Origin of the sequence: Nocardioides scoriae (genome assembly GCF_900104965.1) — a bacterium.
GTDB classification, from domain to species: Bacteria; Actinomycetota; Actinomycetes; order Propionibacteriales; family Nocardioidaceae; genus Marmoricola; species Marmoricola scoriae.
Window position 1 is genome coordinate 1,028,949 of record NZ_LT629757.1, and the last position, 15,744, is coordinate 1,044,692.

The 15,744-nt window shown below is 76.1% G+C and carries 12 protein-coding genes and 1 riboswitch; of the genes, 9 read left to right on the forward strand and 3 right to left on the reverse strand.

Translation table 11 applies throughout. The features are described 5' to 3' along the window. Window positions 1-14: 14 nt before the first annotated feature. Window positions 15-1,178 carry an acyl-CoA dehydrogenase family protein gene (locus BLU55_RS04980; protein ID WP_091726782.1) on the reverse strand — a complete coding sequence of 388 codons (1,164 nt, stop codon included), beginning with the start codon at window positions 1,176-1,178 and terminating at the stop codon, window positions 15-17. A gap of 132 nt (window positions 1,179-1,310) precedes the next feature. Here BLU55_RS04980 and BLU55_RS04985 point away from each other — a divergent pair, with 132 nt between their 5' ends. The 6 genes from BLU55_RS04985 to BLU55_RS05010 all read left to right on the forward strand — a co-directional run bounded on the left by BLU55_RS04985 (window position 1,311) and on the right by BLU55_RS05010 (window position 8,185). Then, entirely contained in the window at window positions 1,311-2,468 is a 1,158-nt protein-coding gene (locus BLU55_RS04985) for an LLM class flavin-dependent oxidoreductase (protein WP_091726784.1), read from the forward strand. After that, a complete protein-coding gene (locus tag BLU55_RS04990; RefSeq protein WP_091726786.1) occupies window positions 2,465-3,826 on the forward strand; it encodes an NtaA/DmoA family FMN-dependent monooxygenase in 1,362 nt (453 codons plus the stop codon). The genes BLU55_RS04985 and BLU55_RS04990 overlap by 4 nt, the downstream gene beginning before the upstream one ends. Further along, entirely contained in the window at window positions 3,823-5,049 is a 1,227-nt protein-coding gene (locus BLU55_RS04995) for an LLM class flavin-dependent oxidoreductase (RefSeq protein ID WP_091726790.1), read from the forward strand. Before BLU55_RS04990 ends, BLU55_RS04995 begins: the two co-directional genes overlap by 4 nt. Before the next feature lie 226 nt (window positions 5,050-5,275). Beyond that, the gene (locus BLU55_RS05000) at window positions 5,276-6,076 is read left to right on the forward strand and encodes a GAF and ANTAR domain-containing protein (protein ID WP_197681099.1); all 801 of its coding nucleotides are present in this window, start codon (window positions 5,276-5,278) and stop codon (window positions 6,074-6,076) included. Then, window positions 6,073-7,011: a WcbI family polysaccharide biosynthesis putative acetyltransferase gene (locus tag BLU55_RS05005; RefSeq protein WP_091726795.1), complete on the forward strand. Its 939-nt coding sequence runs from the start codon at window positions 6,073-6,075 to the stop codon at window positions 7,009-7,011. Before BLU55_RS05000 ends, BLU55_RS05005 begins: the two co-directional genes overlap by 4 nt. A gap of 211 nt (window positions 7,012-7,222) precedes the next feature. After that, the gene (locus BLU55_RS05010; protein WP_172833869.1) at window positions 7,223-8,185 is read left to right on the forward strand and encodes a helix-turn-helix domain-containing protein; all 963 of its coding nucleotides are present in this window, start codon (window positions 7,223-7,225) and stop codon (window positions 8,183-8,185) included. Here the strand turns inward: BLU55_RS05010 and BLU55_RS05015 are convergent. Next, window positions 8,182-10,386 (reverse strand): molybdopterin-containing oxidoreductase family protein, encoded by a 2,205-nt coding sequence (locus BLU55_RS05015; RefSeq protein WP_197681100.1) that lies wholly within the window; start codon window positions 10,384-10,386, stop codon window positions 8,182-8,184. The two genes, BLU55_RS05010 and BLU55_RS05015, sit on opposite strands and share 4 nt — an antisense overlap. Window positions 10,387-10,501: 115 nt before the next feature. Then, entirely contained in the window at window positions 10,502-12,220 is a 1,719-nt protein-coding gene (bluB, locus tag BLU55_RS05020) for a 5,6-dimethylbenzimidazole synthase (RefSeq protein ID WP_091726801.1), read from the reverse strand. A 70-nt stretch (window positions 12,221-12,290) separates the two neighbouring features. Further along, window positions 12,291-12,494: riboswitch (cobalamin riboswitch) on the forward strand. A 54-nt stretch (window positions 12,495-12,548) separates the two neighbouring features. Here bluB and BLU55_RS05025 point away from each other — a divergent pair. The 3 genes from BLU55_RS05025 to BLU55_RS05035 are packed head-to-tail and all read left to right on the forward strand — an operon-like array spanning window position 12,549 to window position 15,678. Beyond that, window positions 12,549-13,466, forward strand: a complete 918-nt coding sequence (locus BLU55_RS05025; RefSeq protein ID WP_231917052.1) for a nitrite reductase — start codon at window positions 12,549-12,551, stop codon at window positions 13,464-13,466. 2 nt (window positions 13,467-13,468) lie between these two features. Further along, entirely contained in the window at window positions 13,469-14,128 is a 660-nt protein-coding gene (locus tag BLU55_RS05030) for a precorrin-8X methylmutase (RefSeq protein ID WP_407938426.1), read from the forward strand. Continuing rightward, window positions 14,125-15,678, forward strand: a complete 1,554-nt coding sequence (locus BLU55_RS05035) for a precorrin-2 C(20)-methyltransferase (protein WP_091726807.1) — start codon at window positions 14,125-14,127, stop codon at window positions 15,676-15,678. Before BLU55_RS05030 ends, BLU55_RS05035 begins: the two co-directional genes overlap by 4 nt. Window positions 15,679-15,744: the final 66 nt, after the last annotated feature.

Genomic DNA, 15,744 nt, shown 5'->3' on the forward strand with positions numbered 1-15,744 from the left:
GCTCGGCGGAGGGGTCAGGCGTGGGTGATGGCGCCCGAGTCGTCCTTCTTCAGGGAGCGGCTGACGACCATCCGCTGGATCTGGTTGGTGCCCTCGAAGATCTGCATCACCTTGGCCTCGCGCATGTAGCGCTCGACGGGGAAGTCCTTGGTGTAGCCGGCGCCGCCGAGGACCTGGACGGCGTCGGTGGTGACCTTCATGGCGTTGTCGGTGGCGACCAGCTTGGCGATCGAGGCCTCGCGGCCGAAGGGTCGGCCGAGGTCGCGCAGGCGGGCGGCGTGCAGGGTGGTCTGGCGGGCGCTCTGCACGGCGGCCTCCATGTCGGCCAGCACGAAGGCCAGGCCCTGGTGGTCGATGATCGCCGACCCGAAGGTCTCGCGCTCGCGGGCGTAGGCCACCGCGCGGTCCAGCGCGCCCTGGGCCAGGCCCACGGCGACGGCGGCGATGCCGAGGCGTCCGGAGTCGAGGCCCGCCAGGGCGATCCGCAGGCCGTCGCCCTCCTCGCCGAGGCGGCGCTCGACCGGGACCCGGACGCCGTCGAAGCGCATCGTGGCGGTCGCCGAGCCGGTGAGGCCCATCTTGTGCTCGGGCGGGTCGGCCGACAGGCCCTCGGCGTCGGCCGGCACGAGGAAGCAGGAGATGCCGTTGCGGTCGTCGGAGGTGCGGGCCATCACCTTGTAGAAGTCGGCGTGGCCGCCGTGGGTGGTCCAGGCCTTGGCGCCGTCGATGACGTAGTCGTCGCCCTCGCGCCTGGCGCGCGTGCGCATCGCCGCGGGGTCGGAGCCGGCGTGGGCCTCGGACAGGCAGTAGGCGCCGAGCTGGGTGCCGCCGAGCATCTCGGGCAGCCAGGCCAGCTGCTCGGGGGTGCCGCGGGTCGCGAGGCCGAAGCAGGCCAGGCCGTGGACGCTGACGCCCACCCCGACGCTGGCCCAGACGCTCGAGATCTCCTCGAGCACCTGCAGGTAGACCTCGTAGGAGAGCCCGCCGCCGCCCACCTCCTCGGGGTAGGGCAGGCCCAGCAGGCCCATCTCCCCCAGGCTCGCGAACACGTCGCGGGGGAAGGTCTCGGTCGCCTCGGCCTCGACCGACCGGTCGCGCAGGTCGTCCTGGGCGACCTGGCGGACCAGCCGCACGAGGTCGGCGGCCTCCTCGCTGGGCAGGTGGCGGTCAGCCGGCATGCGTCCTCCTGGGGGTGTACGTCGGACCGTACCGGCCCACGGCTCGGACCGGCCCAGTCGCCTATCCCAGTAGGAATACAGTGGATCAGGAGCCGGCCGCCCGGGCCAGGCCCCTCCAGGACGGGAGACCACGTGACCCCGCTGCACCTCGCGGTCGCCCTCGACGGCGCCGGCTGGCACTCCGCCGCCTGGCGGCTCCCGGAGGCCCGGCCGACCGAGCTGCTGAGCGCCGGCTACTGGACCGACCTCGCGCAGGAGGCCGAGCGCGGGCTCCTCGACCTGGTCACCTTCGAGGACGCCCTGGCGCCCCAGAGCGACACCCGCCCTGGCGGGCCCGCGGGAGGCCGGGTGCAGGGCCGGCTCGACGCCGTCCTGCTCGCCGCCCGCGTCGCCCCGCTCACGCACCACCTCGGGCTGGTCCCGACCGCCACCGTCACCCACACCGAGCCCTTCCACCTCTCCAAGGCGATCGCCACCCTCGACCACGTCAGCACCGGTCGCGCCGGCTGGCGCCCGCGGGTCTCGGCGACCCGGGCCGAGGCCGACCACGTCGGACGGCGACCCGTGGCCGCCGTCGAGGACCTGGTCGAGGAGGCGGGCGAGGTCGTGGAGGTGGTGCGGCAGCTGTGGGACAGCTGGGAGGACGACGCGGAGATCCGCGACGCCGCCACGGGGCGCTTCGTCGACCGCGACAAGCTCCACCACGTCGACTTCGAGGGCCGCTGGTTCAGCGTGCGCGGTCCGTCCATCACGCCCCGACCGCCCCAGGGCCAGCCCGTGGTCGTCGCCCTGTCGCACACGGCGGGGGCGCACCGCTTCGCCGCCCGGCACGCCGACGTCGTGCTGCTGGCCCCGCACGGCACCGACGCCACCCGCGCCGTCGTCTCCGACCTGCGCGAGGAGCAGCACGCAGCCGGCCGGGAGCAGGCGCCGCTGCACCTGTTCGGCGAGCTCGTGGTGCACCTCGACCACGACGCTGCCCGGGCCCGCGACCGCGCCGCCCACCTCGACGACCTCGTCGGCGGGCCGGAGGACTCCGACGCCGAGACCTTCGTCGGCACGCCCGCCGACCTCGCCGACCTGCTGCTCGAGCGGCAGCAGGCCGGCCTCACCGGGTTCCGGCTGCGCCCGGCGGCGCTGCCCCACGACCTGGTCGCCGTCACCCGCGGGCTGGTGCCCGAGCTGCAGCGCCGCGGCGCGTTCCGGACGGCGTACGACGCCCCGACGCTGCGCGGCCGCCTCGGCCTGCCCCGCCCGACCAACCGGTACGCCGCCGGAGCCCCCGCGTGAGCCGGCCCCTCAAGCAGGTCCACCTGGCCGCGCACTTCCCCGGGGTCAACAACACCACCGTGTGGAGCGACCCCGCGGCCGGCAGCCACATCGACTTCGCGTCGTTCGTCCACCTCGCGCGCACGGCCGAGCGCGCCAAGCTGGACTTCTTCTTCCTCGCCGAGGGCCTGCGGCTGCGCGAGCAGGGCGGCCGGATCCACGACCTCGACGTCGTCGGACGGCCCGACACCTTCACGGTGCTGGCCGCGCTCGCCGGCGTGACCGAGCGGCTGGGTCTGGCCGGCACCATCAGCTCGACCTTCAACGAGCCCTACGAGGTGGCGCGCCAGTTCGCCACCCTCGACCACCTCTCGGAGGGCCGCGCGGCCTGGAACGTCGTCACCTCCTGGGACGCCTTCACCGGAGAGAACTTCCGGCGCGGCGGCTTCCTGCCGCGGGAGGACCGCTACACCCGCGCCGAGCAGTTCCTGCGCACCGCCTGGGAGCTGTTCGACTCCTGGGACGACGGCGTCGTGGTCGCCGACCGGGCCTCGGGCCGCTTCCTGGGCGAGGGCCGCGCCGGCGCGTTCGCCCACCGCGACCAGCACTTCGACATCAGCGGCACCTTCACCACGCCGCGCAGCCCGCAGGGCCGGCCGGTGATCCTCCAGGCCGGCGACTCCGAGGAGGGCCGGGAGTTCGCGGCGGCCACGGCCGACGCCATCTTCACCCGCCACGCGACGTACGACGCGGGCCGGGCCTTCCACGCCGACGTCAAGCGCCGCCTCGCCGCCCACGGCCGCCAGCCGCACCAGCTGGTGGTGCTGCCCGCCGCCACCTTCGTGCTCGGCGACACCGACGCCGACGCCCGGGTGCGGGCCCGGCACGTGCGGCTGCAGCAGGTGAGCGGGGCGACCGCGATCGCCCACCTCGAGCAGGTCTGGAACCGCGACCTCTCGGCGTACGACCCCGACGGCCCGCTGCCCGAGGTCGACCCCGTCCCGGGGGAGAACACCGTCTCGCTCGGTCGCGCCCAGACCAGGATGTACGCCGACCCGGCCGCCACCGCGTCCCAGTGGCGCACCCTGGCCGCCGAGCGCGGCCTGTCCATCCGCGAGCTGGTGGTCGAGGTGACCGGGCGCCAGACCTTCGTCGGCTCCGCCGCGACCGTCGCCGCCACCATCGACCGCTACGTGCAGGACGACGTCAGCGACGGCTTCGTGCTGGTGCCCCACCTGACCCCGGGCGGCCTGGACGAGTTCGCCGACACCGTGGTCCCGCTGCTGCAGGGACGCGGCGTCTTCCGCACCGAGTACACCGGCACGACGCTGCGCGACCACCTCGGCATCGACGCGCCCGTCCCCGAGGAGGCCCCGTGACCGGCCCCGCCACCAGCGGCCCCGCCACCAGCGGCCCCACCCGCGTCCCGCTCACCGTGCTCGACCTGGTGCCGGTGGTCTCGGGGTCCGACGCCCCGGAGGCGCTGCGCCGCAGCACCGATCTGGCCCGCCGCGCCGAGGCGCTCGGGTACGCCCGCTACTGGGTCGCCGAGCACCACCTCAACCCCGGCGTCGCCGGCACCGCGCCGGCGGTGGTGCTGGCCCTGCTCGGGACGGTCACGACGCGGATCCGGCTGGGCTCGGCCGCGGTGCTGACGGGGCACCGCACGGCGCTGTCGGTCGTGGAGGAGTTCGGCCTGCTGGACGCGGCGTACCCCGGTCGCATCGACCTCGGCCTCGGCCGCTCCGGAGGGCGGCACCTGCCACCCGGCCAGGGGACCCGCTCGACCGGACAGCCGAGCTCCCCGCGGCCGGACGGCACCCCGACCGACGCCGGGTCCGCGGCAGGCCCACCGGACGAGCACGGCGACCGCCGGGCGCCCAACGGGCTGCTGCTGCCGGCGCCGTTCTCGTCGGCGGCGTTGCTCTCCTCGCCGCGCTTCGCGCTCCAGGCGGCCCTGCTGCAGCAGCCGGAGGCCCGGACGCCCGACTACGGCGACTGGGTCCACGACCTGCTCGCCCTGCTGGGCGACGGCCTCGTCTCGGACGACGGCGTCGAGGCCCGGCCCGTGCCCGGGGCGGGGTCGGCGGTCCAGCCCTGGGTCCTGGGCAGCAGCCCTGGTCGCAGCGCCGAGGTGGCCGGCGCCCGGGGGCTGCGCTTCGGCGCCAACTACCACGTGGCGCCGAGCGCGGTGCTGGACGCGGTGGCGGCGTACCGCAGCGCGTTCCGGCCCTCGCCCGGGCTCGACCGGCCCCACGTGAGCGTCTCGGCGGACGTCGTGGTGGCCGAGGACGACGCCGCCGCCGCCGAGCTGGCGACCGGGTTCGGGCTGTGGGTGCACAGCATCCGCAGCGGGCAGGGGGCGATCGCGTTCCCCACGCCCGAGGAGGCCCGCCGCCACGCCTGGACCGACGAGGAGCGGGCGCTGGTGCGCGACCGGGTCGCGACCCAGGTGGTCGGCTCGCCCGACACGGTGGTGGCGCGCCTGGAGCAGCTGCAGGAGGCGACGGGCGCCGACGAGCTGGCGATCACCACGATCACCCACGACCACGCCGCCCGGGTGCGCTCCTACGAGCTGCTGGCCGACGCCTGGCACGGCTGAGCGGGGCAACAGGTCGCAGACGCGGACTGCTTCACGCCTGCGACCTGATGTGTGCCGTACACCTGTGCGTGCGGTCGGTGCACACTGACCTCGTGCCCGATGCCCCACGGTTGAGACGCCCGTCCCACCGCAGGAGTCCCGTCGGGCCGGAGACCCGCGTCACCCCCATGGCCCACGTGGGACCATGGTCGGGCCCCACAGTCCGGCACTGCTCCGAGGAAGACGTGTGACGCCCAGCTATCCCCCCGCCCTGCTGCAGTCCTTCGAGGACCTGTCGCGCGTGGTCTTCCGCGCCGACTCGCCGCAGGAGGTCTACGACGACGTGTGCCGCCAGACGGTCCGGATCGTCGACGGCTGCGACCACGCCTCGCTCATGCTGCGCCGACGCGGTGGCGCGTCGGGCGAGGGGGCGGCGTACACCGCCGGCTCCTCGGACGAGACCGCCGCCCACAGCGACCGCCTCGAGCTCGCGATCGGCGAGGGCCCCTGCCTCGACGTGCTGCGCGACGACGAGCCGGAGCACCACTTCTGCCCCGACCTGCGCGCCGCCTCCGCCAGCAGGTGGCCAGCGCTGGCCGAGCGGCTGGTCGAGGAGACGCCCGTGCGGGGCGTGGCCGGCTTCCGGGTCCGGGTGGACGACGAGGCGGTGGGAGCGCTCAACATCTTCAGCCGCGACCCGCGTGCCCTCACCGAGGACTCGATGGCCCAGGCAGCCGTGATCGCGGCCTTCGTGAGCGTGGCGCTGCAGGCCGTGCGCAACGGCCAGGAGCGCGACACCCTGCGCCGCGGGCTCGACAGCAACCGCATCATCGGCAAGGCCGTCGGCCTGCTGATGTCCTCGCAGGGACTCACCGACGACGAGGCCTTCGACGTGCTCGCGCGCCTCTCGCAGGAGATGAACGTCAAGCTCGCCCAGCTGGCCACCGACGTCGTCGCCCAGCACCACCGTGGCCTCGCCGAGGCCCCGGCCGCCGCCACGGCCCTGCCCCCCGGCCCGGCGGCCGACCCCTCGCCCGCGCAGGCGTGAGCCCGCGCCCGGCCGCCGAGGGGCACCACTACCGCCACTTCCTCGCCGGGCCCACGACCGGTGCCGGGGACCGGCCGCTGCTCCTGGCGGTCGGCAACTGCCAGGCCGAGTCGTTGCGGCTGCTGCTCCGGGGCGAGGACGTGCGCACGGTCCGGGTGCCGGCCCTGCACGACCTGCGGCCCGAGGAGGTCGCGGTGCTGCACGCCTGGGTGCGGGCCAGCGAGCTGCTCGTGGTGCCGCCCGTGGCCGACGACTACCGGGGACTCCCCCTCGGCAGCGACCAGCTCGTGGCCCTGCTCCCCCCCTCGGCGCGGGTCGCCCGCGTCCCCCTGGTGAGGTGGGCCGGCCTGCACCCCTGGCAGCTGGTCGTCCACCCGCCGGGGCTGCCCGACCCCGAGCCGCCGGTCGTGGCCTACCACGACCTGCGGGTCCTCGCCGAGGCCGCGTGGGCCCGGTCCGGCCGTCCCCGCCCCGAGCCGGTGCCGCCGTCGGCCGACGGGCTGCGCGAGGTCGCCCGGACCTCGCGTGCGGAGCTCGCCCGCCGGGAGGGGCGCGCCGGCACGGTGGTCGTCAGCGACCTGCTGGCCCGGCCCAGCGGGGAGGAGATGCGCACCGTCAACCACCCCGGCAACCGGCTGCTCGAACCGCTGGCGGCGCGGGTCCGCGCGGCGCTGGGCCTGGCCGCCCTGGGCCCCGGGGTGGACCGCCCGCTGCTGACCTCGGTGGTCGCGCCGCTCGAGCCGGCCGTCGTGGCGGCCCTGCAGCTGTCCGCGCCCGCCCGGTCGGACTGGACCGTCGACGGCGCCGCCGTCACCACCGAGGAGGTCCGCCGCACCCACCTCGGCTGGTACGCCGCCCGCCCCGACGTCCTGGACGTCGCGGTCGAGCGGGCCCGGGAGCCCGCCGGCCTGCTCGGGGTGCCCCTGCCGGGCTGACCTGCCGGGCTGACCTGCCGGGCTGACCTGCCGGGCTGGCCTGCCGGGCTGGCCTGCCGGGCTGACCTGCCGGGCTGACCTGCCGCGCCGGCCCGGCCGACCCGCCGGGCCGATCCCGAGCGGCAGGCCCGGAGCGGCGGACCGGGCCGTGACGGTCGTCACTGGTCGGATGCGGCGGGGGCACCTACCCTCGACTCGCAGGGAGGCCGGCATGCGCAGCGACCTGGCACACGAGCAGGCGGAGGACCGCTCCGCCTGGTCCTCGCTGCTGCGCGAGCGCTTCGTCGCCCTCGAGGTCGGCGACGCCGCGCGCAACGACGTCCACGGCGACGTCGACAGCTGGTCGCTGGGCCACCTGCAGGTCTCGCGGGTGCGCTCGGTCTCCCAGGCCATCGAGCGAAGCCCCGCCCTGGTGCGCAGCGACGACCGCGACTACCTCCAGGTCGGGCTGATCCGCGAGGGAGCCGCGCTGACCCACCAGGACGGCCGCGAGGCCCTCCTCGGGGTCGGCGACTTCGTGATCTACGAGACCACCCGGCCCTTCGACTGGGTGCTCCGCAGCGGGGAGCGCGACCCGCTCTGGACCATGGACGTGTTCACCTGGCCCCGCGAGAGCCTGGCGCTGAGCCGGGCCCACTCGCGGCTGGCGACCGCACGCACCATGCGCGGCGACGCCGGCCTGAGCGCGGTGATCTCGCGAATGCTGGCCTCGCTGGTGGCCGAGCGCCCCGCGCTCGAGCCGCCGCGCGCGGCGTCGCTGGCCGACGAGGTGGGCGACCTGCTCGCCGTGCTCGCGTGCGGCGTCGTGCCGATGGAGTCCCACCGGCGCGACGCCGCGCTGCTGGCCTCGGTGGAGCGCTACATCGACGACCACCTGCACGACCCGGGGCTCGGCCCCGACGAGGTCGCCCGGGCCCACTCCGTGTCGACCCGGCAGCTGCACCGCCTCTTCGCCGACCGCCAGCAGACCGTGGCCCGCACCATCCGGACCCGGCGCCTGGAGCGGTGTCGGCGCGAGCTGGTCTCCCCCGCGGGGGCGGGGAGAGCCGTGGCCGAGATCGGCCGGCGGTGGGGCTTCGTCGACGCCGGCAGCTTCGGCCGGGCGTTCCGCGAGGCCTACGGCGTCAGCCCGACGCAGTACCGCGACGGCGCCGGGTGGCGCAGGACGACCTAGTCGGGGTCGCGCACCACCTCCACCTCGACCAGGGTGTCGGAGAAGGTCGGCGCGTTGCCGAGGTCGGCGAAGGCCGTCGGGTTGAGCGAGGCCGGTGTGGCGAGTGCCAGCGTGTTCTTGCGCCAGTGACCCATGGAGCTCACGGTCACGCCCGGCATCGTCGAGGGGTCGACCTTGGCCAGCACGGTGAACTCGCCGCGGTCGTTGAAGACCCGCACGGTCGTCCCGGTCTCGATGCCGCGCTCCTCCGCGTCCTCGGGGTTGACCAGCAGCACCGGCTCCTTCTGGACCTTGCGCTGGCGTTCGAGGTTGCCGTAGCTGGAGTTGAGGAAGGCGTGCGCCTTGGGGCTGCGCAGGCTCAGCGGGAAGCGCGAGGCCAGGTCGGGCGCGCTGCCGGGCGACTCGCGGGGCGCGACGTAGTGCGGCAGCGGGTCCACCGGCGTGCCCGGCTGGTGGTCGTTGGAGCCCTGGCGGAACAGCGGCACCACGAAGTTGCCACCCGCCGCGATGGAGGAGGCGAGCTCGACCTTGCCCGAGGGCGTGGGGAAGCCGCCCTCGGCGTGCGGGGCGTACTCGTCGGCCGGCGGCAGGTTGAGCCGCTGCCAGCCCTGCGCCTTGAGCGACTCGACGTCGATGCCCTCCATCGCCGGGGCGCTCCAGTCGAAGGCCTCCGCGACCATCTCGTCGTCGGTGCGGGTGAAGCACGGCTCGTCGAAGCCCATCGCGGCCGCGAGCCGGCGGAACAGCTCGGTGTTGGACACCGCCTCGCCCACCGGCTCGATGGCCGGGTGGTTGTAGGTCACGTAGAGGTGGCCCCACGAGAACATGATGTCGGTCTGCTCGAGCTGCGTGGTCGCCGGCAGCACGAGGTCGGCGAGGTCGGCGGTGTCGGTCATGAACTGCTCGCTGACCACGGTGAACAGGTCCTCGCGCTGCAGGCCCGCGACCATCCGCTCCTGGTCCGGACAGACCACCACGGGGTTGGAGTTGTAGACGAACAGCGCCTTGAGCGGCGTCTCGAGCTCCATCGCCCCCGTCAGGGCCTCGCCGAGCCGGTAGAGGTTGATCACCCGGGTGCCGGGGGTCTGCAGCTCGGGGTGCATGAAGGCGGGCCAGTTGACCGGGAACGCCCACAGGGGCAGCTGCAGGATCCCGCCACCGGGACGCCGCCACGCCCCGACCAGGGCCGGCAGGCAGGCGAGCGCACGCACGGTCTGGCCGCCGCCCGCGTGCCGCTCCACGGCGACGCCGATGCGGATCACCGAGGGCTGGCTGGTGGCGTACTCCCGGGCCAGGGTCCGGATCACCTCGACCGGCACGCCGGTCTCCTCCGAGGCCCACTCGGGGGTGTGCTGCTGGACCCGCTCGGCGAGGTCCTCGAACCCCACGGTGTGCTCCGCGACGTACGCCTCGTCGGTGAGGCCCTCGGTGATGATCACGTGCATCATCGCCATCGCCAGGGCGCCGTCGGTGCCGGGTCGGATGGCGATGTGCTGGTCGGCGGCGTTGGCCGTGCGGGTGCGCACCGGGTCGACCACGACGACCTTGGCGCCGCGCCGCTGCGCCTCGGCGACGTAGGGCCACAGGTGGAGGTTGGTGCTCATCAGGTTGGCGGCCCAGATCAGGATGAACTTGGAGTGCACGAACGACTCGGGGTCGACGCCGGCGGTGTCGCCCATCGTCATGACGTACGCCGTGCAGGCGCCGGAGTCGCAGTAGGTCCGCTCGGCGATCGTGGCGCCGAGCTTGTTGAAGAACGGGTCGCCGACGTTGAGGCCGTTGAGGATGCCCTGGGTGCCGAGGTAGCTGCACGGCATGATCGCCTCGGGGCCGTGCTGGTCGATGATGTCGCGGAAGCGGTCGGCGATCTCGGTGATCGCCTCGTCCCAGGTGATCCGCTCGAACTGGCCGCTGCCCTTGGGCCCGGTGCGCCGCATCGGGTGGGTGACGCGCTGCGGGCTGTAGACGCGGTCGACGTAGTTGTCGACCTTCACGCACAGTCCGCCGCGCGTGTAGGGGTGGTCCCGGTTGCCGCTCACGTCGGTCGCGACGCCGTTCTCGACGGTCACGACCATCGCGCAGGTGTCGGGGCAGTCGTGCGGGCAGGCGGCCAGCACGGTGAGCCGCTCGGCCCCGGTGTCGGTGGCCCTCTCGGTGGCGCTCTCGGTGGCGTGGTCGCTGGTGGGCATGGTCGCGGTCATCGGCGCTCTCCTCGTCCGAGGGTGGGACCCCCAGCCTGGCCCCGCGGATGGGGTGCGGGCTCGACGGTCAGCGCCCGGAAATCGGCGCAGAGCGACAGGATCGGAGCGCCGGGCCTCAGGCGCGGCCGGTGCGCCCGGTGCTGCGGCGCAGCTCCAGCCCGCCGAGCAGCAGCCTCGACGCGAGCGCGGCGCCGACGCCCTCGCCGGCGCGCAGCCGCAGGTCGAGCAGGGGCTCGAGACCGAGGTGCTCCAGGACCCGGGCGTGGGCGCGCTCGCGGCTGCGCTGCCCGGCCACGAGGTACGCCGCGGCGCCCGGCTCGAGCCGCACGGCCAGCAGGGCCGCCACGCTGGTGGCCAGCCCGTCGAGCACGACCACGGCTCCCCCGTCGGCCGCGCCGAGCACGGCGCCGGCCAGCAGGCACAGCTCGGGGCCGCCGAGGGCCGCGAGCAGGCGCTCGGGGGGCAGCGGGCCGGGGCCGGCGTCGCGGCGCACCCTGGCGACCGCCCGGGTGACGACCTCGGCCTTGCGGCGCAGCATGTCGGCGTCGGCGCCCGCCCCCAGCCCCACGACGTCGTCGGCGGGCAGGTCGAGCGCCCCGGCGGCGAGGGCCGCCGCGACCGTGGTGTTGCCGATGCCGACCTCGCCCAGCGCGACGAGCAGGTGCTCGGCCGCCAGCTCGCGGCCGACGGCGCGGCCGCGCTCGAGCAGCGCACCGACGGCGTCGGGCGCCAGCGCGTCGGCGTGCAGCAGGTCGCCGGTGGCGCTCCCGGCGTCCTCGGCCCGGAAGCCGAGCCCGGACGCCCGCGCGGCGGCCGCGCCGGAGGACTCCCCGGCCCGGCTGGCCGCCAGCACCTCGTCGGTCACGGAGTCCTCGAACGCGCTCACCCCCAGCTCGGTCACGCGGTGGCGACCGGCGGCGAGCAGCAGCACCCCGCCGCGGGCGGTGCTGCCGCTCCGCAGCCGCCCGACCGCCTCGAGCCGGTCGACGGCCCGGTCCAGCAGGCCGAGCGACCCGGGTGGCGTGAGCAGGGCGTCGGCGACGTCGCGCACGCCGACGACCTCGGCACGGCCCGGCGCCCGCAGGTGCGAGGGCGGGGGCGCCGGGGCGGTCGCGCCGTCCTCGGCCCACCGCTCGCGCATCACGACGTCGGCCACCGGCTGGCGCCGCGACCAGCCGGCCCGCTCGAGCCCGGGGGCCGGGGGCCGCTCGTCGGGCCAGCCCAGGCACAGCCACCCCAGCGTCACCACGCCCTCGGGCAGGCCCAGCAGGCCCTCGAGGTCGGCGGGGTCGAACAGCGTCACCCAGCCGACGCCGAGCCCCTCGGCGCGCGCGGCCAGCCAGAGGTTCTCGATGGCGCAGGCGCACGACCACAGGTCGGCGTCGGGGAAGGTGGCCCGGCCCAGCACGCCCGCCGCCGGCGCCCGCCGGTCGCAGGCGACCACGACGCCCAGCGGGGCCTCGCGGATGCCCTCGAGCTGCAGGTCGAGCAGCCGCCGGGCCGCGTCGGGCTCGAGCTGGCGGGCCTGCCGCAGCCGCTGCTCGTCGGCCATCCGGGCCGCGCGCTCACGGGTGGCGGGCTCGGCGACCACCACGAACCGCCACGGCTGGCTGTGGCCCACCGAGGGGGCGGCGTGGGCCGCGGCCAGCACCCGGTCGAGCACCTCGGCCGGCACCGGGTCGGGCCGGAAGCGGCGGATGTCGCGTCGCGACGCCACCACGTCGTGGAGCGCCTGGCGCGCCGAGGCCGGGAAGGCCCACGCCCCGACGTCCTCGGCCCGCTCGGCGGCCGAGGTCCGGTCGCCGATGAGCGGCACCGGACGGTTCCAGGTCATGGTCGGCGAGTGTAGGGCGAGCGCCACGCGCCCGCGGCGCGGGCGACGGTGTCCAGCGGCGCTCCGGGTTGGTAGCGTGCCCGGAGCCAGTCAACCTCCCGCGGTCCGCCGCGGGAGACCAGGGAACCCGGTGAGAGGCCGGGACTGACGCGCAGCGGTGTGGGTGACGGGCGGGGCACGGTCGCAGACCAGCCACTGGATCGAGCTGGTCCGGGAAGGCGCCCCGCACCGATCGATCCCGAGTCCGAAGACCTGCTGGCCCTCGCGGCAACAGCCGTGAGGTCACTCGCGGGCCACGCGGACGGGCCCCTGACCTCGAGGACACCCGGTGCTGACCACCACCCCCGTCGACACGGACCGGACCACGCGCGGCCGCCACCGGCGCGACCGGTGCCCGGGGGTGCTGCGTCCCTGGCCCGCTCAGGACGGCGCCCTGGTGCGGGTGCGCCTGGTCGGGGGCCACGTGGCACCCGACGCCCTGGCCGGGCTGTCGGCCGTGGCGCGCGAGCACGGAGACGGCGACCTGCACCTCACCGGCCGGGCCAACCTGCAGCTGCGGGCGCTGCCCAGCACCGGCGACGGCTCGCTGCCCGAGCCGGTCGTGGCCGCCGTCGAGGCCACCGGCCTGCTGCCGTCGCGGAGCCACGAGATGGGGCGCAACGTGATGGTGTCGCCGCTGACCGGCCTGGTCGGCGGTCGCGCCGACCTGCGCGGCCTCGCCCGCGAGCTCGATGCCGGCCTGCAGGCCGAGCCGTCGCTGGCCGTCCTGCCCGGGCGCTTCCTCCTCGTCCTCGACGACGGGCGCGGCGACCTGCTCGACCGCGACGCCGACCTGGGGCTGGTCGCCCTCGACGAGCGGCGCGCCCAGCTCCGCGTCGGCGACGCCTGGGGGCCGGTGGTCGCCCTCGACGAGGCGGCCTCCCACCTGGTCGCGCTCGCGCGCCGCTTCGTGCGGCTGCGCGGCGACGGACCGACGGCCGCGTGGCACGTCGAGGAGCTCGACGCCCCGCTCGTCCCGGCCGGCCCCCGGGACGCGCGGCTGCCCGCGGACGGGCCCGCGGGGTCGCGCGCGGCGGCGTACGGTCCGGTGCCGGGTGCGCCGGGCCTCGACCACGTGGCGGCCCCCGACGGGGTGCTCTCCCCCGCCCTGGTCGACGCGCTGGTCGCCGCCGCGGCGCCGGGCAGCGACCTGGTCGTGACGCCCTGGCGCGGCGTCCTGGTGACGCGGCAGGAGGCGGTCCGGTGACGGTGCTGAGGCGGCCGAGCAGCCACTACGAGTACGTCGACCGCGGCGGCGACATCTACACCGAGTCGTTCGCCACCATCCGGCGCGAGACCCGGCTCGAGGGCTGGGCACCCGACGCCGCGACGGTGGCGGTGCGGATGGTGCACGGCACCGGCCAGACCGACCTGGTCGACGACCTGGTCTTCCACCCCGACGTCGTGACCGCGGCGCGCGAGGCGCTGCAGGCGGGCGCGCCGGTGCTCGCCGACGCCCACATGGTCGCCTCGGGCGTCACCCGGGCCCGGCTGCCGAGGGACAACGAGGTCGTCTGCCTGCTGCGCAGCCCGCTGGTGCCGCCCCTGGCCGAGGAGTGGGGCACCACCCGCTCCGCCGCGGCCGTCTCGCTGTGGGAGCCCCTCCTGGAGGGCGCGGTGGTCGCCATCGGCAACGCCCCGACCGCGCTGTTCCACCTGCTCGAGATGCTCATCGACGGCGCGCCCCGGCCCGCCGCGATCGTCGGCTGCCCGGTGGGGTTCATCGGCGCCGCCGAGTCCAAGGACGCGCTCGCCTCCCTGGCCGCCGACCACGGCATCGACGTCCCCTTCCTGACGGTCCGCGGTCGCCGCGGCGGCTCGGCGATGACCGCCTCGGCCGTCAACGCGCTGGCCCAGGAGCGCGAGTGAGCACCGGCGCGACCGGCCGCTTCTACGGCGTCGGTCTCGGCCCGGGCGACCCCGAGCTGGTGACCCTCAAGGCGGCCAGGCTGATCGGCTCGGCCGACGTGGTGGCCTACCACGCCGGGGTCGGCAAGCAGTCCAACGCACGCCGCATCGCGGCCGACCTGATCCCGGCGAGCGCCGTCGAGGAGGAGCTCCGCTACCCGGTGACGACCGGACGCACCGAGCACCCGGGCGGGTACGCCGGCGCCATCGCCGAGTTCTACGAGGAGTCCGCCGAGCGGCTGGCGGTCCACCTCGAGGCCGGGCGCACGGTGGTGCTGCTGGCCGAGGGCGACCCGCTCTTCTACGGGTCCTACATGTACATGCACGACCGGCTCGCCGATCGCTTCCCGACCGAGGTCGTGCCGGGGGTGCCGGCCTTCGCCGCGGCGACCGCGGCGGTCGCGGCGCCGCTGGTGCGCCAGACCGACGTGCTGACGATCCTGCCCGGCACGCTGCCCGAGGCCGAGCTCGCCCGGCGCCTGGCCGACACCGACGGCGCCATCATCATGAAGCTCGGCCGCACCTTCCCGGCCGTCCGCTCCGCGCTGGAGCAGGCCGGCCGCCTGGAGCACGCGGTGTACGTCGAGCGCGCGTCGATGCCCGCCGAGCGCTGGCTGCCGGTGGCCGACGTCGACCCCGACTCGGTGCCCTACTTCTCGCTGGTCGTGGTGGCCGGCGACACCCGGGCGACCGACCCGGTCGGGCGGCGGGAGCCCGCGCTGCCGGAGGCCCGGGCCGCGGTGGTCGGCGCCCCCGCGGAGGTCCGCGACCCAGCGCCGGGCGAGGTGGTGGTGGTCGGCCTGGGCCCCGGTCCGGACCGCTGGCTCACCCCCGAGGTGGCCGAGGTGCTGGCCGAGGTCGACCACGTGGTCGGCTACGCGCCGTACGTCCACCGGGTGCCGCAGCGCGCCGGCCTCACCCGGCACGCCTCGGGCAACACCGTCGAGCTCGACCGCTCGCGCCTGGCGCTCGACCTGGCCAGGGCCGGCGACCGCGTGGCCGTGGTGTCCGGCGGCGACGCCGGGGTCTTCGGGATGGCCTCGGCCGTCTTCGAGGCGGCCGAGGACCCGGCGTACGCCTCGGTGCCGGTGCGGGTGCTCCCCGGCGTCTCCGCGGTGCAGGCCGTCGCGGCCCGGGCCGGCGCCCCCATCGGCGGCGACTTCGCGGTGATGAGCCTCTCGGACCGCCTCAAGCCCTGGTCGCTCATCGAGCGCCGGCTGCGCGCGGTCGCCGAGGCCGACCTGGTGCTGGCGATCTACAACCCCGCCTCGCGCTCGCGCACCGAGCAGATCGTCGACGCCCAGAAGGTGCTCCTCGAGGTCCGCCCCGCCGACACCTGGGTGGTCGTGGGCCGCGACGTCGGCCGCGCCGAGGAGTCCCTCACCGTCACCACCCTCGCCGACCTCGACGCCTCGTCGATCGACATGAAGTGCCTCCTGCTCGTCGGCTCCACCGGCACCCGGCGCTCGGCGTCCGGGGCGGTGTGGACGGCTCGGTCGACGCCGTCCTGAGGGGGGCAGTTTCCCCGGTCGACCGGGGAAACAGCCCGCGGGCGGGCGACATGTCCGACTCCGCGG

Coding starts and splice junctions, on each gene's coding strand:
- BLU55_RS04980 (WP_091726782.1), bottom strand. CDS start 1,178: ATGCCGGCTGACCGCCACCTGCCCAGCGAGGAGGCCGCCGACCTCGTG.
- BLU55_RS05010 (WP_172833869.1), top strand. CDS start 7,223: ATGCGCAGCGACCTGGCACACGAGCAGGCGGAGGACCGCTCCGCCTGG.
- BLU55_RS05015 (WP_197681100.1), bottom strand. CDS start 10,386: ATGACCGCGACCATGCCCACCAGCGACCACGCCACCGAGAGCGCCACC.
- bluB (WP_091726801.1), bottom strand. CDS start 12,220: ATGACCTGGAACCGTCCGGTGCCGCTCATCGGCGACCGGACCTCGGCC.